The sequence below is a fragment of the Flavobacterium sp. JP2137 genome, from assembly GCF_050562195.1.
Taxonomy (GTDB): Bacteria; Bacteroidota; Bacteroidia; order Flavobacteriales; family Flavobacteriaceae; genus Flavobacterium.
This window is the reverse complement of sequence record NZ_CP191647.1, coordinates 68,940-82,758: the sequence shown is the minus strand read 5'-3', so window position 1 is coordinate 82,758 and position 13,819 is coordinate 68,940. Positions and strand designations below refer to the sequence as shown.

The window sequence follows — 13,819 nt, the reverse complement described above, 5'->3', positions numbered from 1 at the left end:
CCTCCTTATATTGATATGATAAAGTCGGAACAACGAGAACTGCAACGAATTTGTGGCTGTGAAGCTGATAGGACAAAAAAAATGCTTATAACGGCTATTTAAAATAGTGTTATAAGCATTTTTTTATTTTATAAAATTGATAGTGATGACCCCGTTTTATTGTTTTTTGGCTCGAGACATCGTGTTCATAATGACCGACAAGACTATATACAACATGATGATAATCGGAATAGCCAAGTAGTGCAACCACAACAACATCACAGCTGAAGAGATTAAAAACAGGTATTGAATTTTATTGGAAGCCCAATTGCCGTATTTTACTTTTAAAGAAAACAACGGAATTTCGGCATTCATGATAAAAGCGCTAAACAAACTGATCAGTACCAAGACATACGGATTGCTCAGCAAGGTAATGATCCATTCGATATTGGTCGTGGCGGTAATCATCGGCAAGCTCAAGATAAACAAGGTATTGGCAGGGGTTGGTAATCCGATAAAAGAATCGGTTTGTCTGGTATCTATATTGAATTTAGCCAATCGGTAACAAGAGCCCAAGGTAATGATAAATCCGAGATACGGAATCACGCCCATATAATAGGTTTCCGGCGAAAGGTTGTAGATCTCTTGGTTTTCCTGTATGCTTGCCAAGAGTCTATACATAATGATACCCGGAACTACACCACTGGTAACCATGTCGGCCAGGGAATCCAATTGCACGCCCAGTTCACTTTTAACGTGTAATAGCCTTGCAGTGAATCCGTCCCAGAAATCGAAGAAAATCCCCAAACAAACCCAGAAAAAGGCCATCTGTAGATTATCGTCAAAGGCATAAATGGCTGCGATTAGTCCAGAAGTCAGGTTTAATAGGGTAATGGCATTGGGAATGTGTTTTTTTATACTCATAGCGCTAGGTTTCAAAAATAAAGGGTTTGACAACGATTATTATTGGTTTATGCAAATGTATTATAAAACTTGTGAATAAGTAAACTTAAAATGGAGTTTAGTATTTGAGATTTTTATTACATCTTTGTATAAAAATGAAATTCTTGTGAAAAACATACTTCTTTTAAGCCTGCTGATATGCACAGGAACAATTCAAGCTCAAAAGGTTAGAAAATATTCTAATGAGTTTATGAATATAGGTGTCGATGCTGCGGCTATGGGAATGGCCAATAGCGTTGTGGCAAGTACGGACAACGTCAATGCGACTTATTGGAATCCCGCTGGATTAATTCATTTGGATACCAAGCAGCTCAGTCTGATGCACGCGAGTTATTTTGCCAATATCGCGCAATATGACTATGTGGCTTTTGCCATGCCTTTGGACGACAAAAGTGCGGTAGGACTTTCATTAATACGTTTTGGTGTGGATGACATCATGAATACTACCGAGTTAATCGATCAAAATGGAAATATCGATTACAATAAAATCAGCTTGTTTTCCACGGCAGATTATGCCTTTACCGCTTCTTATGCCCGTGCCTTGCCCGTAGAAGGGCTCTCGATGGGAGTCAATGCTAAAATCATTCGCAGAGTCATTGGAAAGTTTGCCAACTCTTGGGGCTTTGGCTTTGACTTAGGAGTGCAATACCACACGGCCTCGGGATGGAAATGGGCGGCCATGGCTCGAGATATTACCACGACCTACAATATGTGGTCCATCAATAAAAAAGAATTTGAAAAAATCAGCAATGCCATACCGGGACAAAACTCCGAATTGCCAGAAACCACCGAGATAACCCTGCCAAAACTACAATTGGGCGTTGCTCGAAAGTTTAATTTTGACGAGGATTTTTCTGTGCTTACAGCAATGGGTGTCAATTTGGAGTTTGCAGAAACCCAGGCATTAGTCTCGACCAAAGGATTTAGTGCTTCTCCGACAGTGGGCTTGGAATTTGCCTATACCGACATGGTTTTTGTACGCGGGGGATTAGGAAATTTCCAAAACACCACCCAATTGGACGGTTCGGATAAAGTGGGCTTTCAACCCAATATCGGTGTGGGCTTTCAGTATAAGGGCATTCAAATTGATTATGCATTAACCGATATCGGCGATCAAAGTGTAGCCTTGTATTCGAACGTGTTTTCCTTAAAACTCAATTTAGATATATTTAGTCGTTAATAGATGAGAATTTTAAGTAGTTTGTTGTTGTGTTTCTTTTCGATGTTGGTGTGGGCGCAGGAAACCACGGTTTCTTATCCGCCGCTAACAGACCGAGCCGAAGTCACCGTTTTAACCGTGGGTACAGGCTCGGAACTATACACCCTTTTCGGTCATACAGCCCTGCGGGTTTACGATCCCTTATCGCGCATCGACCGGGTTTATAACTATGGACTGTTTGACTTTCGGACACCCAATTTTTACAGTAAATTCATCAAAGGGGAGCTGTTGTATTTTGGTGGGTACGAAGATTATCGCGAGTTTGTTTTGGGTTATGCCTATGAAGACCGACCGGTCTACGAACAACATATTCTACTGAGCGACGAGCAGAAGCAAGCGCTTTGGCAATTGCTGAATCAGTCGTTGGAACCCGATCAAAAATTTTATACCTATAAGTTTATTCGTCAGAATTGTACCACTAAGGTTGTGGATTTACTCAATAAGGTTTTGAAAGAACCAATCGCAGTAGCCATTTATCCCGACGACGCTACCTATAGAAGTGTTTTAAACGAACCCTTAAAGGGGCATTTCTTTGAAAAACTGGGTATCAACCTGTTGTTTAGTTCCCAATTAGACGACAAACCGACCACGCTCTTTCTTCCCGATAAATTGATGCAAGGACTTAATGCCACAGCCAAAAACGGCATGCCCTTGGTAGACAAAACCGCGGCGGTTTATGAAAGACAAGAAACCGCTAGCAAGGCGTGGTGGAACTCCTACGCTTTTTTTTGCGGAATCGTACTGCTGCTTGGCGCTTTAATGCGCTATTCGTGGATGCGAGTGGGATATTTTATCGGCATGGGGTTATTGGGTTGTCTATTGGGGTTCGTCAGTCTGTATTCTTCTCATATCGAGCTCTATTTGAACGATACGCCATTGCTGTGTAATCCGCTATTTTTGCTGATACCGGCCTTAGCCTACCAAAAGAGGTGGGGTAGATTTCCCCTGATTATTTTTGTACTCTGCGCTTTGTCTCTATTGCTCTATGTGCTTATCAATGCCTTCTCTGAGAAGTTAATCATCACACTACCCTTGGTTTTATTGGGCTCTTGGACTTTACTACTGCAGCTAAAACAACAAAAAAGCGGCGGTAAATTATAAATGGATTGATATTTGATATCTCAGCGATTAAAGTATTTAATACCTTGATATATGATTTCATTTTTTAAGCCAAAGGCGGTTTTAAAAGACTTGATACCGACGGGATTTGTAGACATACATTCCCACCTGCTCTTTGGTATAGACGATGGCGCTAAAACCCTTGACGACAGCCAGTTTTTGATGGAGTCGATTAAGGCATTGGGTTTTGGCAAGGCGATTACTACTCCACATACCACACCTTATATTTGGGACAATACCAAAGCGGGTATACTAGATAAATTCCAAGAGGTCAAAGCGGGTTTGCCCGAATTGACTGAGACCCTGCAATTGCGCGTAGCTTCGGAATATTTGATGGACGATAGTTTCTCTAAGAGAATAACAGAAGAGCGATTGCTGACCTTGCAGGGCGACTATGTATTGGTCGAAATGTCTTATATCAATCCTCCGATGCAATTGTTCGACATCTTGTTCGAATTGATTTCGGCCGGTTATAAAATAGTCTTAGCCCATCCCGAACGTTATAATTTTTATCACAACAATTTGGAGATGTACAAAAAGTTGAAGAGAGCCGGTTGTTTATTTCAATTGAATCTGCTCTCCGTTACGGGCTATTACGGGAGTAAGGTGGCGGATGTTGCAGCTCATTTGCTGCAGTCAGGCCAGATAGACTTTGTTGGCTCGGATATTCATCACATCAACCACATTAGAGGTTTTGATGCCAAAGTAAAGATTAAAGACACCAAACCCTTGGTGGAAGCCTTGGCTAAAAATGCCCTTTTTGATTTTTAAGTAAAAACACGGGAAAGCAAACGGGACTTTAAAACACAAAAAAAGCTGCCTTAATACTAAGGCAGCTTGAACTTCTATATCAGTTTAATTATTTATTGCTCTACTACTTCTCCTTTGATGCGGATAGCAACTTTACCATCTGTAAAGTTTGTAGCATTGGTTTCTACAGTAAGAGTTCTACTGATTCTTCCTACAGACATATTGTACTTTACATCTATTTTACCCGTTTTTCCTGGCATAATAGGCGCTTCTGGTTTTGATGGAACCGTACAACCACATGTAGATTGAACATTAGTAACAATTAGGGGAGCATCACCAGTGTTTTTGAATTCAAACGTTCTTAGTCCACTGTCTTTACCACGGACTACAGTACCGTAATCAATCGTGTTGTTTTCTGCTGTAAATTCAATTTTCGGTCCTGCTTGAGCGAATGAAATAGCACTTACCAAAAATAAGGCAATCAATCCTAGAAATTTTTTCATTGTTATGGTTTTTTTTATTGATTCGTAAAATTAAAAATTTTTGACTAACTCACAAATTTTATTTGATAAACTACGGGCTAAAGTTTCTTTTTATATTTGGAGACTTATCATTATTTTTGTAAACTAAATTACAAAAAACATACCAATCTAGTTTGAAAAATATTTTTTTAAATTATTTACGGTTTTTTTGGATGAATAAGAATATATTTAGAAGTGATAAATTATTAAAATAACAACTATATAGATGACAATCCCTGCGCAATTTGATGCTAAGCAAGTAGAAGAAAAATGGTATTCCTATTGGATGGAAAACAAGTATTTCCATTCTAAACCCGATCACAGAACGCCGTACACCATAGTCATTCCTCCGCCAAACGTCACGGGAGTATTGCACATGGGACACATGTTAAACGTCACGATTCAAGATGTTTTGATTCGCCGCGCTCGACTAATGGGCTTCAACGCCTGTTGGGTACCGGGTACCGATCACGCCTCTATTGCTACAGAAGCCAAAGTTGTTGCAAAATTAAAATCGGAAGGCATCGATAAAAACGATTTAACCCGAGACGAATTTTTAAAACACGCCTGGGATTGGACCGAAAAATATGGCGGTACGATTCTAGGTCAATTGAAAACACTCGGTGCTTCATGCGATTGGGATCGCACCAAATTTACTATGGATGCCGATTTATCTGCGGCCGTAATTAAATCCTTTGTTGACTTATATCAAAAGGGTATGATCTACCGCGGCTACCGTATGGTCAATTGGGATCCGGAAGCTCAGACAACCTTGTCTGATGAAGAGGTGATTTACGAAGAGAGACAGGGAAAACTGTACCACATTAAATATCAAATAGCCGGAACAGCGGAGTTTTTAATCGTCGCTACAACCCGTCCGGAAACCATTTTGGGCGATACTGCTATTTGCGTACATCCCGATGATGAGCGTTATGCACATTTAAGAGGAAAAAATGCTATAGTACCGATTTGCAATAGAGAGATACCCATCATTTTTGACGATTATGTCGATATGGAATTTGGTACGGGTTGTTTAAAGGTGACACCAGCACACGATATCAATGACAAAGCGCTCGGAGAACGCCACAATTTGGAGATCATCGATATTCTAAATGCAGATGCAACGCTCAATCAACACGGCTTACATTATGTAGGTAAAGACCGTTTTGTCGTACGCGAGGAGATTGAAGTGGAGTTGACGGCTATAGGAGCTTTGGAAAAAGTGGAAAACCACCTGAATAACGTAGGTACCTCTGAAAGAACCAAAGCGGTTATTGAACCGAGATTGTCAGACCAGTGGTTTCTAAAGATGGACGAACTGGTTAAGCCCGCTTTAAAAGCGGTGTTGGAAACCGAAGAAATCAAATTGTATCCAAGTCGTTACAACACCACCTATAAAAATTGGTTGGAAAATATTCGCGATTGGAATATTTCTCGTCAGCTGTGGTGGGGACACCAAATCCCAGCCTATTATTACGGGCCGGGCAAGGAGGATTTTGTCGTAGCAACGAGTTTGGAAGAAGCCGTAGTTTTGGCACAAAAACAAGCGAATAACCCCGATTTAACAAGCGCAGACTTAGTGCAAGATGCCGATGCACTAGACACTTGGTTTTCGTCTTGGCTGTGGCCGATGTCCGTTTTTAACGGTATTACCGACCCGGAAAATGAGGAGTTCAAATACTATTACCCAACCAACGATTTGGTTACCGGTCCCGATATTATTTTCTTTTGGGTCGCGCGTATGATTATGGCTGGATATGAATATACCGGAGAAAAACCCTTTTCCAATGTGTATTTTACCGGAATTGTGCGCGATGCACAACGCCGTAAGATGTCCAAGTCTTTGGGGAATTCTCCCGATCCGCTAGGACTGATTGAAAAGTTTAGCGCAGACGGTGTTCGCGTCGGTTTGTTGTTAAGTGCTTCTGCGGGTAGCGATATCCTTTTTGACGAGGAAATGTGCAACCAAGGAAAGGGCTTTACGAACAAAGTGTGGAATGCGTTTAAGTTGATCAAGGGCTGGGAGGTTTCTGACGCGATCGTGCAACCAGAGGCTTCTAAGGTGGCTGTGGCATGGTATGAATCTAAATTGCAACAGGTTTTGGTCGAAATCGAAGACCACTTTGAAAAATATAGAATTTCGGATGCCTTGATGACCACCTACAAATTGGTCTGGGACGATTTCTGTTCTTGGTTCTTAGAGATGATTAAACCGGGATACCAACAACCGATTGACGCCGTTACCTATGCAAAAGCCATAGCGTTGCTCGAGTGCAATTTAAAGTTGTTACACCCTTTTATGCCTTTTATGTCCGAGGAAATCTGGCAGCTTATCTGCCCGCGTACTCCGGAAGAAGCGTTAATCGTTTCTACTTGGCCCGAGCGTACGACAGTCGACGCGCAAATCATCAAGGACTTTGATTTCGCACAGGGGGTAATTGCGGGAATCCGAACGATAAGAAAGGATAAAAACATCTCGTTTAAAGAGGTAATCGACCTAAAAGTAATCAACAACGAACAAGCAGCAACGGCTTTTGACGTGGTGGTGAAGAAGTTGGGCAACATCGAGAACATCACTTATGTCAGCGAACAGGTTAGCGGTGCTTTATCTTACCGAGTGCAGTCCAACGAGTATTTTATTCCGGTTTCCGGCGCGGTAAATGTCGCGGAAGAAATAGAAAAACTGGAAGAGGAATTAAAGTACTTAAAAGGGTTTTTGAAATCGGTTCAGGGCAAATTGTCCAATGAAAAATTTGTCAGTGGAGCCCCGGAAAAAGTAATCGATATCGAGCGCAAAAAGGAGGCCGATGCCCTTTCTAAGATCGTGGCTATCGAACACAGCTTACAGGGATTAAAATAAAGAGCAGCGTGAAGATTAACCTGCACACGCATCGCGCATCGAATGATCGAACCACTTTGGATATTGTCAATCAATATCCAGGTGATTTTGATGGCGCGCTACCGTTTTATTCCATCGGAATTCATCCGTGGTATATCGTGGAGGAGTCGCTGGAATCGCATTTGGCAGTTATCGATAGGCAACTGCAGAGCGATCGCTGTTTGGCTTTGGGGGAATGCGGTTTAGACAAGCGCATAGCAATGCCCATGGATATCCAAATAGCCGTTTTTGAACGTCAGCTGGCCTTGGCAGAGCAGCATCAAAAACCGGTGATTATTCATTGCGTCAGCGCCTTTCAGGAGCTCTTGGCAGTGCGAAAGCGGTTAAACATCAGCGTGCCTTTTGTCATTCACGGCTTTTCAAAAAACCTACCGATTATGCGGCAATTGCTGCAGGCGGGTTGTTACCTCTCGTTTGGCAAATATTTATTGCGCAACGACAAGCTCGCGACGGTTTTTATGGAGGTTCCCCACGATCGGTTTTTTTTAGAAACCGACACCATGGAAGAAACCCTGGAAGAGGTGTATCAAAAAGCAGCGGCAATCAAAGGACTAGAAGTAAAAGAAATAGAACAATACATTGAAAATACGGCACTACTAGTGTTTGGGTTTTCAGAAAAATTAAGGAACGCATTAGCATGAGTCAATGGCAGGAAAGAGCAGCCTTGTTGTTTAAAGAAGAAGGACTGCAAAAATTAAAAAACGCCAATATTTTGGTTGTGGGATTGGGAGGTGTCGGATCCTTTGCTGCCGAATTTTTGGTTCGAGCAGGAATTGGCAGTATGACTATAGTCGATGGGGATACGGTAGATATTACAAATATCAATCGGCAGTTACCCGCGTTGCATTCTACTGTCGGTCAGGCTAAAGTCGATATCGTCGGCGACCGATTGATGGATATAAATCCCGAATTGCAGTTGCTGCGTATTCAGGAGTTTCTCTCTCCAGAGCGCACCCATGAAGTGGTCACGAAAGAGTATCATTTTGTATTGGATTGCATCGATAGTGTCACACCTAAAATTCACTTGATTTTAGCCGCAAAACGCAAAAAAGTCAAGGTGATTAGCAATATGGGAGCTGGCGGAAAAATGTCTGCTAGTAAAATAGTGATTAAAGACATCAGTAAAACAGCGGTGTGTCCGCTTGCGAAACAGGTGCGAAAGCGCTTGAAAAAAGAAGGCATTACCACGGGGGTAAAAGCGGTTTATTCCACGGAAACACCCGATGAAAGCAGTTTGAAAATGACCGATGGACTCAATTATAAAAAGTCTTTTTTCGGTACCAACAGTTGGATGCCGGCCCTGTTTGGGTTGCATTCAGCCGAATACGTCATTCGCTATTTGCTGGCGAAACCCTGCGAATAAACAGCATAAAAAAAGTCGGCATTGTCCGACTTTTTTTATGCTCTTTTCCTTAAAAAAGGTGGTTGATAATGACGTAGAGCGAACTGATCGATATAAATATCCACAGTAGAACTCCTTGTAACAAAGGGCGTATACCGACGGATTTGAGCGAGGTTAAGGTCAGTCCTGCCCCGATAAAAAACAAGGTTAAGGTCAGTCCCTTTTTTGATACCAATACGATGGTGCTGCTTACCACTTCCGGTATGGCCAAATAGGTGTTGAGCACGATGGCTACGACAAAGAGAAAGATGAAGTAGGGGATTTTGAGTTTGCTCTTTTTTTGTTTAAAAACCACGCTGATCAACAGCGAAATTGGAATGATCCAAAGGGCTCGCGCCAGTTTAACAGTGGTGGCAATTTGCAGGGCTTCGTCTCCGTATTTTTGTGCCGCTCCTACTACAGAACTCGTGTCGTGTATGGCAATAGCCGCCCACAAGCCAAAGTCTTGCTGAGAGAGCTCCAACAGCGTTCCTATATAGGGAAATAGAAACAGAGCCACGGAGTTTAAGATAAAAATCGTAGCCAGAGAGACCGAGGTTTCCTCCTCATTGGCATCGACTACCGGAGCAATGGCCGCAATAGCACTTCCGCCGCAAATCGCCGTTCCCGATGCGATTAATAAACTGGTTTTTCTCTTGATCTTCAAACGGTATCCGATTAGCAATCCAAGGGTCATCGTCAGAAATATCGAACTTACCGTAAGCCAAAATCCGGTTTTACCCGTTTTAGCCGCCTCGTAAATATCCATGCCAAATCCGAGTCCCACTATGGATACTTGCAGTAAAATTTTAGTAACTTTACCGTTGTAGCGAAGAAAGGGATGGCCGATTAACAACGAAAAAACAAAACCCAATAACAGGGCAACGGGCGGTTGTATCCATGGAGTTAAACATAAAATAGCCACCGCTATAAAGGAAAGTTTCTTGAGTTGTGAATTCATGCTGAGGTCGTTTTGTACATACAAAAGTCCGTCATAAATTTCACGCCTACCAGATGTAAAAAGTTATTTGATATAACTATAAGTTATGCTGGCATAGGATAAACTGGATGAGTTTTTCTACATAAGGCTTGTTGTTGCCATGGGAGGTGATAAAGTAAAAATTCCGCTCAAAGGCGATGTTTTCCAAATCGATGATTTTAAAAGTACCTTCTTTGAGTTCGCTTTGAATTGCTTGTATGGAAACGATGCCCAGGCACTGCGAATGCTCCAAATACTTTTTAATGCTCTCCGTACTGCCCAAGTGCATTTCGATGTTTAAATCGCGCAATTTGATTTTCTTTTCCTGTAATACGTGCTGAATCACTTGAAGACTCCCCGATCCAATCTCGCGCAATACGATGGGAATCGTTAAAAATTCCGCGGTGCTCAGCGTGTCTTTTTTGCAGATGGGATTGGAGTGATGGGCGATGAGAACCAATTCATCCTTCATAAAAAACTGGTACTTCAGTTGTTTGTTCTGCGATTGCCCTTCGATAAAACCGAGTTCGATATTTTGCTTTAAAACCTCTTTTTCTATTTTTTGGGTATTGCCGTTGAGCAATTCGAGTTCGATAAATGGAAAACTTTTTTTAAATTGAGGAAGTAGTTGTGGAAGTACATATTGTGAAATCGTAGTGCTGGCTCCCAATTTAACATGTGTGGGGAAGGAGTTTTTTAAAGACGCAACCTGACTGTATAATTCTTGATATTGGGCAAGGATGTAATCGACCTGTTTTTTTAAGCGCTTTCCGTCGTTGGTGAGGGTGATTTTATTTCCTTTTCTGTGAAACAATTGCAAGCCAAATTCTATTTCCAATTCACGAATAGATTTGGATATAGCGGGCTGGCTGACAAATAATTGATCCGCGGTCTTGGAAAAACTCAGCGTTTCAGCAACGGTTTTAAAAACGATTAATTTTTGATCCCCCATAAAAAATGTTTGTTGTGTGTTCAAAGATAAGGTTTTAACGGCATTTAAATTTAAGCGGCTGTTTATTCCTTTATTTATGCAGTCGTTTATTGGTATGAGAAGGAGGAGTGGTTGATTTATATGGTAAATTAGCAGCTGCTATTTAAAAAAACGTTGTATATGTCTGTACCAGATAAGGATCAGAAGTTTCCCTTGCCCAATTATACAAGACTTTGTTTTCTAAAAAACATCCTAACAAATCCAAACATTATTGTAGGGGATTATACCTATTACGACGATTTTGAAGATGTGCGTAATTTTGAGAAAAACGTAAAATACCATTTTGATTTTATTGGAGACAAACTGATAATCGGTAAGTTTTGTATGATTGCCTCAGATGTGGTATTTATCATGAATGGCGCCAATCATTTAACCGCTGGTATAACGGCCTATCCCTTTGCCATCTTTGGCGGGGATTGGAGCACTGCTATGGATGGTGTAAGCTACCCGACTAAGGGAGACACGGTCATTGGTCACGATGTGTGGCTGGGGCATGGAGCGACCATTATGCCGGGCGTACATATAGGTGATGGAGCCATTGTTGCAGCCAATTCCACTGTGGTAAAAGATGTTGCTCCCTATACCGTGGTGGGCGGCAATCCGGTGCAGGAAATCAAAAAGCGATTTTCCGAAGCTCAAATCGATAAGCTCGAAGCGCTGCAATGGTGGAATTGGGACTTGGATAAGATCACGGAAAACCTTCCGCTATTGGTACGGGGTGAAGTGGATTCGCTGCCCGAGTAAGAGAAGCTGAGTCACGAAGCGCTTATGGACGATACAAATTGCGATTACCGACCCTAGCGGTGTTCGTGTTGATCTACCATAAAGTCAAACGATGTGCGCTTTATGGTAGATTGTGTTTTGCTGTTATAAGGTTAAATCCATCGCATTTGTGTCCAATAAATAAATCCCCTTAGCATGAGCCGGATGCAGGTCTTTGGTCGTAAAAACGTATTCGCGATCAATTACGGGCATTACTGTAGGTGAGGCGACTAATTCGGCGTAGACAATGGAACCCGACTTGATAGCAGGGTTAGTCGAACTGCTTATTTCTAATTTTGCGACAACTACTTCACGGCGTCCTTGGGCCGCTCGACTGCCGATTGGCTCTTTTTCAAGGGCTAAGACCTTAGCAGTGCCTTCAAAGGCAAAGCGCTGTTGTTGGTTGGTGGCAATCGGTAGGTTTTCAGAGGTTTTTGCTTCTTTTTTTAGTTCTTTTACCAAAGTGTATTTGACCGAGGAAGCATCTTGTGGCGTATTGGGTACGTCTTCGATGCGCAGCTGTAAGGTATACTCAAAATTGGGTTCGTAGGTAAAACCTTCGATAGGACTGTAAAAGTACTCCCATTCAGTAGAAGTCCCTTTTTTGACCAATAAACACTTTTGAGGCGCAACACCCATGCAGTCCACATCTTGGGAAGCAATGGTGTATTCGTAAAGGTTTCCAGAATTGCAGGAGCCCAATAGAATCGCAGTAGTAGTAGCTAAGATTAAATTTTTCATATAGTGCGATTTTTAATTCACACTAAGCTACGGTTTAATTATATTAAAATACGAATTTTTTTGCATAAAACCAAACAATTGTCTCGTTTGTTTGCGGATTCGTTGATTCGCTTGTTGTAGTAAAACATATCGGTTTCTTCACTATAAATGCATTGCCTTCGACGCTATGACGATCCAAAGCGAATTCACGCATCTACACATAAACGAATCGGCATTTGCTCAATAATTCCATACAAAATAGTGCCATTTTAGCGCATAAAAAAAGCCCTAACTTTCGTTAGAGCTTTTTCGTCGGGGTGGCAGGATTCGAACCTGCGACCTCCTGGTCCCAAACCAGGCGCGATAACCGGGCTACGCTACACCCCGAATGTTTCCTGTATTGCGGTTGCAAATATATACATTATTTTTTTAAGTCGCAAAATAAAAACAACGATATTTTTTAATTATTTCACGATTGTTAATTCCGATCAAATAAAGCGCTTTACTTTTTAATAAAAACATACATTTGCTAGGATTCTAAATATTAATTAAAGGAAGAAAGATATGTCAACAATAGAAACGATCAAATGCTTGATTATAGGTTCTGGTCCAGCGGGGTACACCGCAGCCATATATGCGGCTAGAGCGAATATGAATCCTGTTTTATATCAAGGAACTCAACCGGGAGGCCAATTGACTACGACCAACGAAGTGGAAAATTTTCCGGGATATCCCGACGGAGTTACCGGACCAGAAATGATGATCCAATTGCAAAAACAAGCCGAACGCTTTGGTACGGATGTTAGAGATGGCTGGGCTACCAAGGTAGATTTTAGTCAAGATATTAAAAGAGTATGGATCAATGATGCTATAGAAATTCATGCGGAAACCGTCATTATCAGTACGGGAGCCACAGCAAAATATTTGGGATTAGACTCCGAACAACACTACTTAAAAATGGGCGGAGGTGTTTCGGCCTGTGCCGTTTGCGACGGTTTCTTCTATAGAAATCAAGAGGTGGTGATTGTCGGTGCCGGCGATAGTGCTTGTGAAGAGGCACACTACTTATCCAAACTGACTAAAAAGGTGACGATGTTAGTACGCGGTGATAAGTTTAGATCGTCACGTATTATGGAAGACCGCGTTCGCAATACGCCAAACATCGAAATTTTGATGAATACCGAAACCGATGAGGTTTTAGGCGATGGACAAGTGGTTACCGGCATTCGCGTAAAAAACCGCGTGAGCGGAGAAACGCAAGAAATTCCGGCTACCGGATTTTTTGTAGCGATTGGACACCAACCCAACACTCAAATTTTTCAAACACAACTGGAAATGGATGAGGTAGGCTATTTAATCACTCAAGGAAAGACGAGCAAAACCAACATACCCGGTGTGTTTGCCTGTGGCGATGTACAAGATAAAGACTATAGACAAGCGGTGACCGCTGCCGGTTCGGGCTGTATTGCCGCTTTGGATGCAGAACGCTATTTGGCCAGTTTAGACTAAGCCAAGCCGTTTTATACAATTAAAAAA

At 41.9% G+C, this 13,819-nt stretch carries 13 protein-coding genes and 1 tRNA gene; 8 read left to right on the top strand and 6 right to left on the bottom strand.

Annotated features, from left to right (window positions below; all coding sequences use genetic code 11):
* Positions 1-156 precede the first annotated feature (156 nt).
* A complete protein-coding gene (locus tag ACQZ43_RS00395) occupies positions 157-897 on the bottom strand; it encodes a CDP-alcohol phosphatidyltransferase family protein (protein WP_430615554.1) in 741 nt (246 codons plus the stop codon).
* Between the two features lie 151 nt (positions 898-1,048).
* On the opposite strand from ACQZ43_RS00395, the gene ACQZ43_RS00390 reads away from it, so the two are divergent.
* From ACQZ43_RS00390 to ACQZ43_RS00380, 3 genes are read left to right on the top strand one after another with little or no spacing between them, the layout of a single operon-like run.
* Complete coding sequence (locus ACQZ43_RS00390) at positions 1,049-2,122, top strand: PorV/PorQ family protein (RefSeq protein WP_430613838.1); 1,074 nt, start codon at positions 1,049-1,051, stop codon at positions 2,120-2,122.
* Between the two features lie 3 nt (positions 2,123-2,125).
* A complete protein-coding gene (locus ACQZ43_RS00385; protein WP_430613836.1) occupies positions 2,126-3,262 on the top strand; it encodes a DUF4105 domain-containing protein in 1,137 nt (378 codons plus the stop codon).
* Between the two features lie 51 nt (positions 3,263-3,313).
* Positions 3,314-4,051, top strand: coding sequence for a tyrosine-protein phosphatase (locus ACQZ43_RS00380; protein ID WP_430613835.1), 738 nt, complete (start codon positions 3,314-3,316; stop codon positions 4,049-4,051).
* 92 nt (positions 4,052-4,143) lie between these two features.
* On the opposite strand, the gene ACQZ43_RS00375 is transcribed toward ACQZ43_RS00380, so the two are convergent.
* The gene (locus ACQZ43_RS00375; RefSeq protein ID WP_430613833.1) at positions 4,144-4,533 is read right to left on the bottom strand and encodes a DUF1573 domain-containing protein; all 390 of its coding nucleotides are present in this window, start codon (positions 4,531-4,533) and stop codon (positions 4,144-4,146) included.
* A gap of 244 nt (positions 4,534-4,777) precedes the next feature.
* Between ACQZ43_RS00375 and ACQZ43_RS00370 the strand changes: the two genes are divergently transcribed.
* From ACQZ43_RS00370 to ACQZ43_RS00360, 3 genes are read left to right on the top strand one after another with little or no spacing between them, the layout of a single operon-like run.
* Positions 4,778-7,411 carry a valine--tRNA ligase gene (locus tag ACQZ43_RS00370; protein ID WP_430613830.1) on the top strand — a complete coding sequence of 878 codons (2,634 nt, stop codon included), beginning with the start codon at positions 4,778-4,780 and terminating at the stop codon, positions 7,409-7,411.
* Positions 7,412-7,419: 8 nt separating this feature from the next.
* Positions 7,420-8,091 carry a TatD family hydrolase gene (locus ACQZ43_RS00365; protein ID WP_430613829.1) on the top strand — a complete coding sequence of 224 codons (672 nt, stop codon included), beginning with the start codon at positions 7,420-7,422 and terminating at the stop codon, positions 8,089-8,091.
* Positions 8,088-8,813 carry a tRNA threonylcarbamoyladenosine dehydratase gene (locus tag ACQZ43_RS00360; RefSeq protein WP_430613828.1) on the top strand — a complete coding sequence of 242 codons (726 nt, stop codon included), beginning with the start codon at positions 8,088-8,090 and terminating at the stop codon, positions 8,811-8,813. Before ACQZ43_RS00365 ends, ACQZ43_RS00360 begins: the two co-directional genes overlap by 4 nt.
* 49 nt (positions 8,814-8,862) lie before the next feature.
* Here the strand turns inward: ACQZ43_RS00360 and ACQZ43_RS00355 are convergent, their stop codons facing one another.
* Both ACQZ43_RS00355 and ACQZ43_RS00350 read right to left on the bottom strand, forming a co-directional pair.
* On the bottom strand, positions 8,863-9,792 hold the full coding sequence (locus ACQZ43_RS00355) for a YeiH family protein (protein ID WP_430613827.1): 930 nt from the start codon (positions 9,790-9,792) through the stop codon (positions 8,863-8,865).
* A 76-nt stretch (positions 9,793-9,868) separates the two neighbouring features.
* Positions 9,869-10,762: a LysR family transcriptional regulator gene (locus ACQZ43_RS00350; protein ID WP_430613826.1), complete on the bottom strand. Its 894-nt coding sequence runs from the start codon at positions 10,760-10,762 to the stop codon at positions 9,869-9,871.
* Between the two features lie 159 nt (positions 10,763-10,921).
* Between ACQZ43_RS00350 and ACQZ43_RS00345 the strand changes: the two genes are divergently transcribed.
* Entirely contained in the window at positions 10,922-11,545 is a 624-nt protein-coding gene (locus ACQZ43_RS00345; protein ID WP_430613825.1) for a CatB-related O-acetyltransferase, read from the top strand.
* 123 nt (positions 11,546-11,668) lie between these two features.
* On the opposite strand, the gene ACQZ43_RS00340 is transcribed toward ACQZ43_RS00345, so the two are convergent.
* Positions 11,669-12,304, bottom strand: coding sequence for a DUF4377 domain-containing protein (locus ACQZ43_RS00340; RefSeq protein WP_430613824.1), 636 nt, complete (start codon positions 12,302-12,304; stop codon positions 11,669-11,671).
* Positions 12,305-12,595: 291 nt separating this feature from the next.
* A tRNA-Pro gene (locus tag ACQZ43_RS00335) sits at positions 12,596-12,670 on the bottom strand.
* A 177-nt stretch (positions 12,671-12,847) separates the two neighbouring features.
* Here ACQZ43_RS00335 and trxB point away from each other — a divergent pair.
* On the top strand, positions 12,848-13,792 hold the full coding sequence (gene trxB / locus ACQZ43_RS00330; RefSeq protein ID WP_430613822.1) for a thioredoxin-disulfide reductase: 945 nt from the start codon (positions 12,848-12,850) through the stop codon (positions 13,790-13,792).
* The last annotated feature ends 27 nt before the right edge of the window (positions 13,793-13,819 follow it).